This window comes from Halosimplex rubrum, assembly GCF_013415885.1.
In the GTDB taxonomy this organism is placed as follows: domain Archaea; phylum Halobacteriota; class Halobacteria; order Halobacteriales; family Haloarculaceae; genus Halosimplex; species Halosimplex rubrum.
In genome coordinates this window covers 361526-375258 of the sequence record NZ_CP058910.1, presented here as the reverse complement: position 1 = coordinate 375258, position 13733 = coordinate 361526, and the positions used below count along the sequence as shown (strand labels likewise).

Below are 13733 nucleotides of genomic sequence, written 5' to 3'. Positions count from 1 at the left end.
ACGACCGCCGAACCATAATTAACTATCATTTCCGTTTGTTCGTCCAGTATTTTATCGAATCCCATTTCGAACGTCCACCTTTGCACGGATATGAGTTGGACACTCGTGTCATATAACCCTAGTCGTTTAGAAAATAAACTCACTTTGCCGGCGAGTGGACGAACGGGAGATATTAGGATGAATACTGAAGATATAAGGATGTAATACGTCGACTCCGCGGCTCGAAAACCGGACGGGCGTCGAGTTTCGGCCGGCGGTCGCTCTCGGGTCGCGGCGGCGGCGTCGAGCGGGGTGCGTGTCGGGCGCGCGCCGCGCGGGTCCGGACGATCGGCCGTACTGCCCCGCTGTGGCCGTCGCTGTGGCGTGAGACGAACGCGGAGAACGGGACCCTCGCCCGGTCAGTCGTCGGCGCGCGCGGGCGAGGTGGCCGCGGCGGTCACCCGGTCGGCGGGCGCGACGAGCCGGACGGCGCACTGTTTGAAGTTCGGTTCCTTCGACTGGGGGTCTAAGGCGTCGACGGTGAGGCGGTTGGTCGCCGGGTGGTGGATGGGGAGCCACACGAGGCCCTCGGGCACCGCCGGGTCGGGGTCGACCGTCGCCGGGACGGCGTCGCGTCGGGTCTCGACGACGACCGCGCCCTCGTCGACGGCGTCGCTCGCGGCGACGGTCTCGGGATTGATCCGCGCGACGACCGGGTCGAGGTCGTCGACGTCCCGCGATCGGACGCCCGTGTTGTACTGCTCGGACTCGCGGGCGGTCGTCAGCGTCAGCGGGTAGTCGTCGTCGACCGGTTCGGGCAGTCCCTCCTGACGGGCCGTCGAGAAGCCCGCCTTCCCGCTGGGCGTCGGGAACGACCACGACTCCTCGCCGGTGTCCGGCTCCGGCTCGACCCCGTTGTCGCCCTCGCGGGGAACGTACCCGCGGTTGCCGTCGTCGCCGTCGTAGTAGCGATAGCCGGCGTCCGTCTCGGCGTCGGGCGCGGGCCAGCGCAGCGCCTTGAGGTCCTCGAGTCGGTCGTAGGTGATCCCGGACATGTCGGCGATACTGCCGGCGGTCAGTCCGGCGAACTCGTCGAACAGCGTCTCCGGGTCGGGGTTCGGGTCGTCGAACAGCTCGGGGAACAGCCGCGCGCCGATGGTCGAGACGATCCGCAGGTCGGTCCAGACGCCGCTGGGCGCTTCGGTCGCGGCCCGCACGCGCGAGACCGCCCGCTCCATGTTCATCGCGGTCCCCTCGGACTCGCCCCACGTCGCCGCCGGCAACACCACGTCGGCGAGTTCGGTGGTCTCGGTCCGGAAGGCGTCCTGGGCGACGAGGAACGTGTCCTCGAGCGCCGCCTTCGCCGCGCTCGCGTCGGGCATCCCGGCGACCGGGTTGGTCGCGACGGTGTAGGCGACCGCGACCTCGTCGTCGAACGCGTCGAACGTCCCGACCGGACCGGGGCCGGCGTCGTCGGGGAGCCGGTCGACGGGCACGCCCCACTCGTCGGCGACGAACGCGCGCTCGTCGGGGTCCTGAAACGGGCGCTGACCCGGCCAGCTCCCCTTGCACGAGCAGACACGGGTCCCCATCGAGTTGGCCTGTCCAGTCAGCGAGAACGGGCCGCTGCCCGGCCGGAGGTTGCCCGTCGCGAGACAGACGTCGATCAGCGCCCGCGAGATGTCGGTCCCCTGGACGTGCTGGTTGACGCCCATCCCCCAGTAACACAGCGCGTCGCGAGCGAAGGCGTCCGCCAGACGGTCCACGTCGTCCATCGAGACGCCCGCCCGCTCGGCGGCGGTCTCGCTGTCGGGGAGCGCCGCCCGCAGCTCGTCGAACCCCTCGGTCGCCTCGGCGACGAACGACTCGTCGACGCGGTCGGTCTCGACGACCCGGGCGAGCACCGCCCGCGCGAGCGCGAGGTCCTGTCCGGGCTCGGGCGCGACGTGGGCGTCGGCGTGGTCGGCCGTCTCGGTCGCCACGGGGTCGACCGCGATCAGCTCGACGCCGTCTTCGCTGGCCGCCTGGCGGATCCACCGGAACATGACGGGGTGGGCCGCCGCCGGGTTGGCCCCCCAGACGACGTGGGCCTCGGCCTCCGGGATGTCGTCGTAACTGCAGGGGGGCGCGTCGCTCCCGAACGCCTGGTAGTAGGCGGTGACGGCGCTGGCCATACACAGCGTCGTGTTGGCGTCGTAGTAGCGGGTCCCGAAGCCGCCGCGGGCGAGCTTGCCCAGCGCGTAGGCGGCCTCGTTGGTCTGCTGGCCGCTGCCCAGGACGGCGACCTCGCCGTCGGGGTACTCCTCGATCCCCTGGAAGGCGCTCAGCGCCTCCGACAGCGCCACGTCCCAGGTCGTCGAGACCAGCTCGCCGTCGCGGCGCACCATCGGTCGGGTCAGCCACTCCCCCTCGGGGTCGGAGGTCTCGCGCACGCCGCGCTGGCAGGCCAGCCCCTGGTTGACCGGGTGGGCCGCGTCGCCGCGCACCACGTCGATCCCGTTCCCGATGTCGGCCCCTCGCTGGAGGTGCCCGCAGCCGACCGCACAGCGCATACACGTCGTCGGCACCCAGTCGCTCACGACTCGACCGCCCCCGACCGCGCCGGCGTTTCGGTTTGTCCCGATTTTCCACGACAATGTAGACGAACACAAACCATTCTGTCGTCTACTAGTCTATACGTCCTACACTAAACACTATCCCTTGAATGATTAAAACACATACCGACACGATCGAAACGGACGGTCAGTTCCGTCGCTTCGACCCCGTCGCTGCCGGTGTGCGGTTCGGGCCGACGCGTGGACGATTCGAGCGCGGCGGGAATCGAGCGGGGGCTACCCGGGCAGATAATCGGTCATCGACGAGGGCTCCGGTTCGGGCAGGTCGAGGTCGGCGCCGGTGAGCGTCTCGACCGCCGACGCGACGGCGACGGCGAACTCGATCGGTTCGACGGCGGCCGGTGCCGCGGAGAGCGCCTTCGTCTCGCCCGCCGGGACGACCGCGTCGGCCGCCTCGACGGTCCGGTCCTCGCCCGCGAGGTTCGCGACGACGGTGTCGACCGCGGCGTCCACGTCCGCCAGTCGGTCGCGGGTTCGGGGGACGGCGTCGCTGCCGCGCTCGGCGTCGGGGACGACCAGCGCCACGGCGTCGGCGGCGGTCACGGCCGCGACCGCCTGGTTGGCCCCCACGGGCGGCACGTCCACGAAGACGGCGTCGTAGCGGTCGGTCGCCGCCGACAGCCGCTCGGCCAGTCGGCGGGCGCACTCGCTGGTCTTCGCGCGCGCGAGGCGCTCGAACGGCGTCCGCGCCGGCGCGACGGTCACCGACCCCGGCACGTCGAGTCCGAGCCGCGTCTCCGCCTCGGCCAGCGGCCGGTCGTCGGTCAGCACGCGCGTCACGTCCGGTTCGATCCGCTCGGGTACGAACGCCGACAGCCCCTGGGTCGCGAACGCCGCGTCGACGACCGCCGCGTCCCGGCCGGCCCGCGCCAGCGTCGCCGCGAACTCGACCGACAACCGCGTCGCGCCCGCGCCGCCGACGCCCCCGACCACCGCGTAGCACTCGCCGCTTCCCTGCGTTCCGGTCATGTCCCCGCTTGGCCGCCTACTGGTTGAAAAACCTATGCGTCGGCCGGCGGCCGGTCCGAACCGGTGGTCCGTCCGGAGCCGGACTCACTCGGCGCTCTCGGCGATGGCCGCCGCGATATCGTCGAGTTCGTCGTCGTCCAGATCGGGCCGCTCGCCGAAGATGGAGTGGATCGGGCGGCTGCCGTCGTCCTCGAAGCGCGGCACGATGTGGCCGTGCGTGTGGGGGACCTCCTGGCCCGCGACCTCGCCGTTGTTGAACGCGACCGTCGAGCCGTCGGCGCCGGCCGCCGATTCGACCGGGTCGACCAACCGCTGCATCACCGCGAACACGTCCCCGGCCAGGTCGGTCGGCATGTCCTGGACGTGTTCGTGATGGGCCTTCGGGATGACGAGCGTGTGTCCCGGCGCGAGCGGGTTCGCGTCGAGGAAGGCCAGCACGTCGTCGCCCTCGTAGACGGTGCGACTCGGGATCTCCCCGGCCACGATCGAACAGAAGATGCAATCGTCGCTCATGTGCGAGGCGTCGGAGCGAGGCCCAATCAAGGTTGCTCCACCGTCTCTTTCGCGGCGGGGTGGACGGTGGGTTTTCCGACGCCGCCGCGAAAGACGGGGTGAGAGCACTGTCGACGCACGCTCCGACGGTGGACGAGAAGCGCAGCCTGCGAGCGGCGAGGGCTGGTCGCTCGGACCACGCGGGCGACGCTCGGGTCGCCCACGGACAGCGACCGCGAGCGCGTCGAAGGCGTCCATCGAGTGCTATCCCCGGCGGTCGCTGTCGCTCGACTCCGTTTCACGACGCCAGCAGCGAGACCAACTACCGGCTCGAACCGAACGTCGAGCGAGCGCGGAAGTGGTGTGCTTTTCACCACGGCCCGACCACTGAGGGGTAATGAGTACGACGCTGCGGCTGGGGACGCGCGGGTCCGACCTGGCGCTTCGCCAGGCCGCTACCATCAAGGAACGGCTGGAGAACCGCCGCTTCGACGTGGAGCTCGTCGAGGTCGAGACCGCGGGCGACCAGATCACCGACGAGGCGATCCACGAACTCGGGAAGACGGGGGCGTTCGTCCGCGCGCTCGACGAGGAGGTGCTCGACGGCGACTGCGACGCCGCCGTCCACTCGATGAAGGACATGCCCACGGAGATGCCCGAGGACATGGTCGTCGCGGGCGTCCCCGAGCGGGCCGCGCCGCGGGACGTGCTGGTCACCCGCGACGGCGTCTCCCTCTCGGGCCTGCCCGAGGGCGCGACGGTCGGCACCTCCAGCCTCCGCAGAGGCGCGCAGTTGCTCGCCGAACGGGACGACCTGGACGTGCAGCCGCTCCGGGGCAACGTCGACACGCGCGTCCAGAAGCTGCTCGCGCCGCCGCTTTTGGCCGAGCACGAACGGCGCGTCGTCGCCGAGGCCGACGAGGAGATCGACGACATGGCCGAGTACAAACAGCTCGACGACGGCGACGAGGACGGGGAGGCGGACGGAGACGGCGAGGACGCGGACGACGACTCGGAGTACGACCGCACGGTCGAGGAGTGGTTCGAGGACCTGACCGAACTCCAGCGGCGGGCGCTCGAACGGGACCCCGACGTCGAGTACGACGCCATCGTCCTCGCGGAGGCGGGTCTGGAGCGGGCGGGCCTGCTCCACCACGTCGAACACCGCCAGCTCGACCCCGACGGGTTCGTCCCGGCGCCGGGCCAGGGGACGCTCGCGGTGACCGCCCGCGACGGCGACCTCGCCGAGGACCTGCGGAGCGTGCTGGACCACTCGCCCACGCGGGTCGAGGCGACCGTCGAGCGCACGATCCTGGGCGAGCTCGGCGGCGGTTGCGTCGCGCCCGTGGGCATCTACGCCGTCCTTCAGGGCTCGGTCGTCCGCGCGAGCGTCCGCGTGCTCGACCGCGAGGGCGAGGAGGAAGTCCGCGAGGCGCGCGAACTGCCCGTCCAGAACCACGCCGAGGCCGCCCGGGAGTTCGCGGCGGACCTGGCCGACGCCGGCGCCGCCGACCTGATCGAACAGGCGCGACGGACTGCCGACGAGGAGAGCGGCGCCGCCAGCGCCTCGCCGGACACGCCCGACGAGGACGACGGACGCGCCGCCGAGGGGGGCGACGGGGGCGGTGCCGACGACAGCGCGGGTGACGAGAAGTGACCGGCACCGTCTACCTCGTCGGCTCCGGCCCGGGCGACCCCGACCTGCTGACCGTCAAGGCCCGGCGCCTGCTGGAGGAAGCCGACGTAGTGCTGCACGACAAGCTGCCCGGCCCGGAGATCCTGGGGCTGATCCCCGAGGCGAAACGCGAGGACGTGGGCAAACGAGCGGGCGGCGACCGGACGCCCCAGTCGGTCACCAACGAGCGGCTGGTCGAACTCGCCGAGGCGGGCGAGACGGTCGTCCGCCTGAAGGGCGGCGACCCGTTCGTCTTCGGCCGCGGCGGCGAGGAGGCCGCCTACCTCGCCGACCACGGCGTCCCCTTCGAGGTCGTCCCGGGGGTCACCTCCGCCATCGCCGGTCCGGCCGTCGCCGGGATCCCGGTCACCCACCGCGACCACGCCTCCTCGGTGTCGTTCGTCACCGGCCACGAGGACCCGACCAAGGACGAGTCGGCGGTCGACTGGGGGGCCCTCGCTGCGACCGGCGGCACCATCGTCGTCCTGATGGGCGTCGGCAAACTGCCCGACTACACCGCCGCGCTCCGCGAGGCCGGGATGGACTCGGACACCCCGGTCGCGCTGGTCGAGCGGGCGACCTGGCCGGACCAGCAGGTCGCGACGGGCACGCTGGACACCATCGTCGACGCTCGCGACGAGGTCGGGATCTCCCCGCCCGCGATCACCGTGATCGGCGACGTGGCCGGCGAGCGCGACCGACTCGCCGAGTTCCTCCGCGGGTACGGCGGCGACGCGCCCGACGGTGAGGCGGCGGGGATCGAATCGAACGGAGGGATCGACGGGTGAGCGCCGCGGACCGCCCCCGGGTCGCCGTGTTTCGGCCGCCCGACGAGCGGCTCGACGCGGCCGTGGAACTGCTCGAATCGCTGGGCGCCGAGGCCGTCGCCGACCCGATGCTGACGGTCGACCCGACCGGCGCCCACCCTCGCACCGACGCCGACTACGTGGTGTTCACCAGCAAGACCGGCGTCGAACTGGTCGCGGGCGAACGCGCCGACGACGGGGGACCGGACGAGCGCTGGGAGCCGGGCGAGGCGACCGTCTGCGCCATCGGTGAGCCGACCGCCGACGTGCTCCGGGCGCACGACTACGACGTGGATCGGGTGCCCGCGGAGTTCTCCTCGTCGGGTCTGGTCGAGGAACTCGAAGCCGAGGTGGGCGGCGCCCGCGTCGAGGTGGCCCGCTCGGACCACGGCTCGGCGGTCCTGCTCACCGGGCTCGAAGCCGCCGGCGCGTACGTCCACGAGACCGTCCTCTACCGGCTGGAGCGCCCGGCAGACGCCGGCGAGTCGGCCGAATTGGCTGCCGAGGGCCGGCTGGACGGCGCCGCGTTCACCTCGTCGCTGACGGTCCGGCACTTCCTCGCGGCGGCCGACGAGCGGGGCGTCCGCGACGAGGCGATCGACGGGCTGGCCGACGCGGTCGTGGGCGTCATCGGCGACCCCACCGCCGAGACGGCGGCCGACGCCGGCGTCGCCGTCGACGTGGTCCCCGAAGTCGCCGACTTCGAGGCGCTGGCCGAGGCGGTCGTCGCGGCGGTCGACGCGGAGTGAGCGTCGCGGTCGGTTCGACGCGCCCGTCTCGGTAGCTGTCAATAGCCGTCCGGACCGTTACCGATCGGTGTGTGGCGGGGGGACGTTCGGGGTCCGGAATATAGGGGTCTTAGCAACCTCTTTTCGGGGGTGACTATCAGTCTGTCCTGTATGTCACGGTCACGACGCGAGTTCCTGACGGGTGTGAGCGCGAGCGCGGCGGCGGCAGCCCTGGCCGGCTGTTCGGTCTCCGGCGGGTCGGGCGGGACGGCGACCCCCGAGGGCTACGAGGTGGGGTACGGCGACTATCAGACGACGGTTAGCCCCTCCAACTTCCCGGAGACGCTGTACATCTACGCGGTCCAGACCGGGTGGTCGAACTGGGGGGCGATCATGGAGTCGTTCGAGTCCGAGTACGGCGTCGCGCTCAACGACGACCAGCGGTCGTCGGGCGAGGCGCTCCAGGACATCCGCGCCAACGCCCAGGACCCGACCCACTCGGCGTACAACGGCGGGTACACCTACGGCATCCTCGCGATGCAGGACGACTTCACCACCGACTACAAGCCCGCCAACTGGGACAAAGTGCCGGACAAGCTCAAGACGGACAACGGTCACATGACCGCCACGCGGCAGATGACCACGACGGTCACCTACCGCGCCGACATCTACGAGGAGCGCGGCATCGAGCCGCCCGAGACCTGGGAGGATCTGAAGAACCCCGACATCGCCCAGGACCTCGTCTTCCAGCCGCCCGAGGCGGCGGTCGGGCTCGCCGGCGCGCTGTCGATCAACAACGCCTACGGCGGCTCGCTCGACGACGTGGGGCCGGTCGTCGACTACTACAACGAACTGCAGGAGATGGGCGCGACCTTCCGGGGCAACCTCGAGGGCGACTTCACCTCCGGCAACGTCGTGACCTTCGTCGAGTACGACTACACCGGGCTGGACCTGAAGTACAACTCCGACGCCGTCGGCGAGGACCAGGTCGGAGTGAGCCTCCTCGCTGGGCCGGACGGCGAGCCCGGTGCCATGCAGAACCCCTACGGCTACGGGATGCTCGCCGACGCGCCCAACCCCGACGCGGCGAAGCTGTTCATGGACTACGTGCTCTCGCTGGAGGGCCAGCGGCAGTTCCTCGACGCCTACGTCCGCCCGATCCGCGCCTCCGAGCTCGACATGCCCGACGAGTTCCCCGACCAGAGCCGCTACGAGGAGACGCAGTTCGGCGTCGACTACGAGAAGATGGTCGACAACCAGGAGAGCATCATCCAGCAGATCGGCGAGGGCGTCGGCCTGACGGGCTACTGATGTCCACGCTCGACGACGAAAAACTGGTCGGTCGGCTCCGGACCCGGAGCGAGCGGCTCCTCGCGCCGGTGACCGAGCGCGACCGCGAGCGCCGACGGATCGCCGCGCTGGTGGCCCCGTTCCTCCTGCTGGCGGTCGTCGGCGCGTTCGTCCCGCTGGTGTATCTGGTCCGGATGAGCCTCTCGGAGTCGTCCGCGGCGATCCAGGGCCTCCAGTTCGGGAACTTCCGGACGCTCGCGCTGTCGATACTGGCGTACCTGCCGGTCGTCGGGGGCGGCGTGAGCGCCGACCCCGTCTACGGCGAGGTGGTCTGGAACTCGCTGTGGTTCGGTGCGGCGACGACCGTCGTCAGCGTCGCCGTCGGGATCGCCGTCGCCCACGGCCTGGAGAACTACGACCTGCCCCGCGAGGGGCTGCTGGTCACGCTCATCTCCTTCCCCATCAGCCTGCCGGGGATCGTCGTCGCGTTCATGATCATGGTGTGGTTCGCCCGGACGGGCGTGCTGACGAACTTCTTTGCCGCGGTCTCGGGGATGGACCCGGTCGATCTGGCGCTGACCGGCCAGCCACCCGGGACCGCCCTGGCGATCGCCGGCCTGTTTCTGGGGTACTGCTACTCGATGATCCCTCGGGCCACCTTCCTGCTGCGGGGCAGCTACGCCGAGGTCAACACCGACGCCGAAGAGGCCGCCCGCGCGCTGGGCGCGACCCCTTGGCAGACGTTCCGGTACGTGACGCTCCCGCAGATCCGCCCCGGCGTCGTCGGCGCGCTCATCCTCACGTTCCGGACGGCGCTGGCCATCTTCGGGACCGTCCTCGTGCTGAAGGCGCTGTCGGTGGTCACCTTCCGGTTCGACCAGGAGCTGTCGACCGGGTGGAACCTGTCGATGGCGTCGGCGCTGGCAGTCGTCTTCTTCGCGTTCACGCTCGCCTTCACGTTCGTCGGGCTCCGGTACACCAGCGCGGAGGTGACCGGATGAGTCCCGACACCGGGACGACCGGCGCGAGCGCGGACACCGCGCGGGCGGTTCCCGACCGCGACCCCGGCCGGCTCGCCCGGCTCTCGACGGCGGTCGGTCGCCGGGCGGTCACGGCGCTGATCGGCGTGACCGTCGTCTTCCTCGTCGCCCCGGTCGCGCTCACGCTCGTCGCCTCGTTCGCCGGCGACTGGACGGGCGTCCTCCCGCGGGGCCTGGGCACGCTCGACAACTGGCGCCACGTCCTCGGTCTCCAGCAGACGGTCGGCGCACAGCGGGCGCTCGGCAGCGCGACGATCGCCCTACCCGGCGGCTATTCGGTGACGATCATGGGCGCCTCGCTGGTGTTCAGCCTCGTGATCGCGCTCTGCGGGGTGTTGATCAACCTCGTCGTCGGCGTGCCGATCGCCTACGCCGTGACCCGCTACGACTTCCCCGGCGTCGGCTGGCTGAACACGGCCGCCGTCCTCCCGCTGGTCCCGGGCGTAATCTTAGGCATCGCCTTCCTGCGGACCTACCCGGGCCTCCCGAGCGCGGCGGCGCTGGTGATCGGCTACTCGCTGCTGAAGATCCCCTACATGATCCTCGCGGTCCAGTCGTCGTTCGAGTCGATGGACCTGCGCCAGTTAGAGGAGAGCGCCCGCTCGCTCGGGGCCTCCTGGCCGCGAACCTTCCTCACCGTCATCGTCCCCAGCGCCAAGCGGGGGATCCTCTCGGGGGCGATCGTCTGCTGGACGCTCGCGGCCGCGGAGTTCAACTTCTCGTACATGGTGTACTCGCGGGGCCCGCGGCCGTTCTCCATCTTCCTCTACAACAACATCACCAACAGCAGCATCCTGCAGACGGCGGCGGCCGTCTCGCTGTACTTCCTGATCGTGGCCGGCGTCACCGTCGCGCTGCAGGCGACCGGCCAGCGCGGTTTCTCCATCGGAGGCGTCAGATAATGGCAGAACGAGTGCAACTGGACGACGTACGAAAGGTGTTCGGGGAGACGACCGCCGTCGACGACGTGTCGTTGACGGTCGAACCGGGCGAGACGCTGGGCCTCGTCGGGCCGTCGGGCTGCGGGAAGACGACGACCCTGCGGACCGTCGCGGGCTTCGAGACGCCCACGGACGGCGCCGTGCGTTTCGGTGATGACGACATCACGAACGTCCCGCCCGAGCGGCGCAACGTGGGGCTGGTCTTTCAGTCGTACGCGCTGTTCGACAACATGACCGTCCGGGGCAACGTCGAGTTCGGGCTGAAGATGCGCGACGTGCCCGCCGACGAGCGGGCCGAGCGCGCGACCGAGCTGCTGGAGCTGCTCGACATCGGCGAACTCGCCGACCGGGACCCGACGACGCTGTCGGGCGGCCAGCAACAGCGGGTCGGCCTCGCGCGGGCGCTGGCGATCGAACCCCGCGTGCTCCTGCTGGACGAGCCGATGACCGGTCTCGACGCCAAGCTCAAGACCCGCCTGCAGGAGGAGATCGGCGCCCTGCTGGACGACCTGGACGTGACGGCGCTGTACGTCACCCACGACCAGAGCGAGGCGATGGTGATGTGCGACCGCATCGCCGTCATGAACGACGGCCGCGTCGAGCAGGTCGGGACCCCGGCGGAGGTGTACGAGGAGCCGGCCAACGGGTTCGTCGCCGACTTCGTCGGCACGTCGAACCGACTGGCCGCGACCGCCGGGGACGGCCGGCTGAACTTCGGCCACGCGACGACCCCCGCGCCCAACGGCGACGAGGGCGAGGTGACCGTCGTCGCCCGGCCGGAGGCGTTCGAGGTGGGCGAGGGACCGTTCGAGGCGACCGTCCGCGAGCGGTTCTACCTCGGCGAGCACGTCCGCGCCGTCGCGGACCTGCCCGACGGGGAGTCGGTCACGCTCCGTGTCGACCCCGCCGACGCGCCGGCGACCGGCGACCGCGTGTCGCTCGGCCTCGACACCGACCGCGTCCACGTCCTCTCGGAGCCGTGACGGGCGCGGACCGCGCCGAGGCGACTGGCGGGGCGGGCGGCGCCGACGGGAAGGCCGCGCCCGGTCCGGTCTTCGCGCGGCTCGACCGCCCGCGCAGCGACCCCGCGGTGACGCTGGCGGTGATCGCGGACCCGCACGTCGCCGTCGCCGAGCGGGGCACCTGGAAGGTGTACCACCGGACGCTCGCGCGGTTGCGGACGGCCGTCGCGGTCGCGAACGCCCGGGCCGACGCCGCGCTGATCGCCGGCGACCTCACGCGGGACGGACACCCGGCGGAGTTCGACGCCGTCGACGACGCGCTCGCCGACCTCTCGGTGCCGTGGCGGGCGATCCCCGGCAACCACGACGTGCCGAAGGCCTTCGACGACCACGCCACGCCGTCGGTCGAGCGGTTCGCCGAGCGCTACGGCCCGCTGCCGTTCGCGTGGGAGGTCGGCGACGTGACGCTGCTGGGCCTCGACACCGCCGCCGGCGACGACCTCCGGGACACCTGGGGCGGGCGCGTCGGGTCCGCCCAGCGGGCCTGGCTCGCCGAGCGGCTCGCCGACGCCGAGCGACCGGTCGTCGCGGTCCACCACCCCGTCGCTCGCCTGCCCGAGCGCCCGGAGGGCGACCGCTGGCGGAACTTCCGTCTGTGGGACGCCGACGCGGTCGCGGGCCTGCTCTGTGAGCACGATGCGCCGCTCGCGCTGTCGGGCCACCAGCACGTCCCCGCGGTCGTCTCCCACGGCGGCCCCGCGGAGCTGCTCGCGCCCGCGACCTGCTCGTTCCCGCAGACCTCGGTCCACCTCGAAGTCGGCCCCGAGGGGACGACCGTCCGGCTGGTCCCGCTGGCCGACCCCGACGGCGTCGCCGAGGCCCACGGATTGGCGCGGGACGGGAAACCGCTGGGGCGGGTCGTCTGCGAACTGGCCGAGCGGCGACTGGTCGGCCGGCTCGGCGACTGAGCCGAGCAGGCCGGGACGAGCGGCAAACGCATGGCTTTTCGCCGTCGCCGGAGTCGTGGGCGTATGCGCGTGACCGAGGGCGACGTGACGGTCGAGGTTCCCGAACAGGCCGACGCCGGCGTGGGAGAGAACGTGTTCTTCAACCCCGTTCAGGAGCTCAACCGCGACCTGACCGTCGCCGTCCTGCGCGCGATGGAGGCCGAGCGGACGGACGACGCCGACCGCACCCCCCGCTACCTCGACGCCAACGCCGCCTCCGGGATCCGCGGCGTTCGCGCCGCCGCCGAGGGGTTCGACGCGACCTGTTGCGACGTGGACCCCGACGCGGTCGACCTCGCCCGCGAGAACATGGCGCGCAACGATCTGGAGGGGCGGGTCCTCCACCGCGACGCCAACGCCGTCATGCACGAGGAGACGTTCGACGTGGTGGACGTGGACCCGTTCGGCACCCCCATCCCCTTCGCCGACGCCGCATTCAGGGGGGCGAGCCGCCTGGTCTGTATCACCGCGACCGACACCGCACCGCTCTGTGGCGCCCACTTCGAGAGCGGCGTCCGCCACTACTCGGCGGTCCCGCGAAACACCGAGTACCACGCCGAGATGGGCATGCGCGTGCTGCTCTCGGCGCTCGTGCGCACCGCCGCCCGCTACGACCTGGCCGCCCGGCCCGTGTTCAGCCACGCCACGAAACACTACGCCCGCACCTACCTCCGGCTGGACTCGGGCGCGCGAGCGGCCAACGCTCTCGTCGACGAACTCGGCTACGTCGACCACTGCGAGCACTGCCTCTACCGCGAGGCGACGCCCGGGCTGATCGCCGACCCGACCGAGTGGTGTCCCGAGTGCGGCGAGGCGATCCAGACGGCCGGCCCCATCTGGCTGGGACGGACCTGCGACCCGGAGTTCGCCGAGGCGGTCCGCGAGGAAGTCGACGACGGGATGGGCACCGCCGAACGGGCCCGCGAGCTCTGCGAGACGGTCGCCGCGGAGCTCGACGAGCCGACCCACTACGACCAGCACCGGCTGTGCAAGCGCTGGGGCGTCGGCGCCGTCGCCATGGACGAGTTCGTCGGGCGACTGCGCGACGCGGGCCACGCGGCCTCGCGCACTCACTACGGCGGGACGACGTTCAAGACCGACGCCGACGTGACCGAGATGCGCGCCGCCGCCGTCGAGGACTGACCGCGGCGCGGCCGGGGGCGAGGCGGGGCGTGGATACCCCTCAGCACTCGTCCCGTGGATACCCCTCAGCACTCGTCCTGGCGGAA

General features: G+C 71.6%; 12 protein-coding genes. 9 read left to right on the top strand and 3 right to left on the bottom strand.

The annotated features are described in order from the left end of the window. Window positions 1-398: 398 nt before the first annotated feature. The 3 genes from nasA to HZS55_RS01875 all read right to left on the bottom strand — a co-directional run bounded on the left by nasA (window position 399) and on the right by HZS55_RS01875 (window position 4076). Window positions 399-2558, bottom strand: coding sequence for an assimilatory nitrate reductase NasA (gene nasA, locus HZS55_RS01885; RefSeq protein ID WP_179910074.1), 2160 nt, complete (start codon window positions 2556-2558; stop codon window positions 399-401). Window positions 2559-2810: 252 nt separating this feature from the next. After that, the gene (locus tag HZS55_RS01880; RefSeq protein WP_179910073.1) at window positions 2811-3563 is read right to left on the bottom strand and encodes an AAA family ATPase; all 753 of its coding nucleotides are present in this window, start codon (window positions 3561-3563) and stop codon (window positions 2811-2813) included. An 84-nt stretch (window positions 3564-3647) separates the two neighbouring features. Beyond that, window positions 3648-4076: an HIT family protein gene (locus tag HZS55_RS01875; RefSeq protein WP_179910072.1), complete on the bottom strand. Its 429-nt coding sequence runs from the start codon at window positions 4074-4076 to the stop codon at window positions 3648-3650. Window positions 4077-4452: 376 nt separating this feature from the next. Between HZS55_RS01875 and hemC the strand changes: the two genes are divergently transcribed. From hemC to HZS55_RS01830, 9 genes are all read left to right on the top strand, one after another. After that, a complete protein-coding gene (gene hemC, locus HZS55_RS01870; protein WP_179910071.1) occupies window positions 4453-5712 on the top strand; it encodes a hydroxymethylbilane synthase in 1260 nt (419 codons plus the stop codon). Next, window positions 5709-6518: a uroporphyrinogen-III C-methyltransferase gene (gene cobA, locus HZS55_RS01865; RefSeq protein ID WP_179910070.1), complete on the top strand. Its 810-nt coding sequence runs from the start codon at window positions 5709-5711 to the stop codon at window positions 6516-6518. Before hemC ends, cobA begins: the two co-directional genes overlap by 4 nt. Next, a complete protein-coding gene (locus HZS55_RS01860; protein ID WP_179910069.1) occupies window positions 6515-7285 on the top strand; it encodes a uroporphyrinogen-III synthase in 771 nt (256 codons plus the stop codon). Before cobA ends, HZS55_RS01860 begins: the two co-directional genes overlap by 4 nt. A gap of 150 nt (window positions 7286-7435) precedes the next feature. Continuing rightward, a complete protein-coding gene (locus HZS55_RS01855; RefSeq protein ID WP_179910068.1) occupies window positions 7436-8575 on the top strand; it encodes an extracellular solute-binding protein in 1140 nt (379 codons plus the stop codon). Further along, window positions 8575-9555: an ABC transporter permease gene (locus tag HZS55_RS01850; protein ID WP_179910067.1), complete on the top strand. Its 981-nt coding sequence runs from the start codon at window positions 8575-8577 to the stop codon at window positions 9553-9555. Before HZS55_RS01855 ends, HZS55_RS01850 begins: the two co-directional genes overlap by 1 nt. Beyond that, window positions 9552-10496 (top strand): ABC transporter permease, encoded by a 945-nt coding sequence (locus HZS55_RS01845; protein ID WP_179910066.1) that lies wholly within the window; start codon window positions 9552-9554, stop codon window positions 10494-10496. The genes HZS55_RS01850 and HZS55_RS01845 overlap by 4 nt, the downstream gene beginning before the upstream one ends. Continuing rightward, window positions 10496-11518, top strand: coding sequence for an ABC transporter ATP-binding protein (locus HZS55_RS01840; RefSeq protein ID WP_179910065.1), 1023 nt, complete (start codon window positions 10496-10498; stop codon window positions 11516-11518). The genes HZS55_RS01845 and HZS55_RS01840 overlap by 1 nt, the downstream gene beginning before the upstream one ends. Next, window positions 11515-12465 carry a metallophosphoesterase family protein gene (locus tag HZS55_RS01835; protein WP_179910064.1) on the top strand — a complete coding sequence of 317 codons (951 nt, stop codon included), beginning with the start codon at window positions 11515-11517 and terminating at the stop codon, window positions 12463-12465. Before HZS55_RS01840 ends, HZS55_RS01835 begins: the two co-directional genes overlap by 4 nt. A gap of 63 nt (window positions 12466-12528) precedes the next feature. Next, window positions 12529-13647 carry a tRNA (guanine(26)-N(2))-dimethyltransferase gene (locus tag HZS55_RS01830; protein ID WP_179910063.1) on the top strand — a complete coding sequence of 373 codons (1119 nt, stop codon included), beginning with the start codon at window positions 12529-12531 and terminating at the stop codon, window positions 13645-13647. The last annotated feature ends 86 nt before the right edge of the window (window positions 13648-13733 follow it).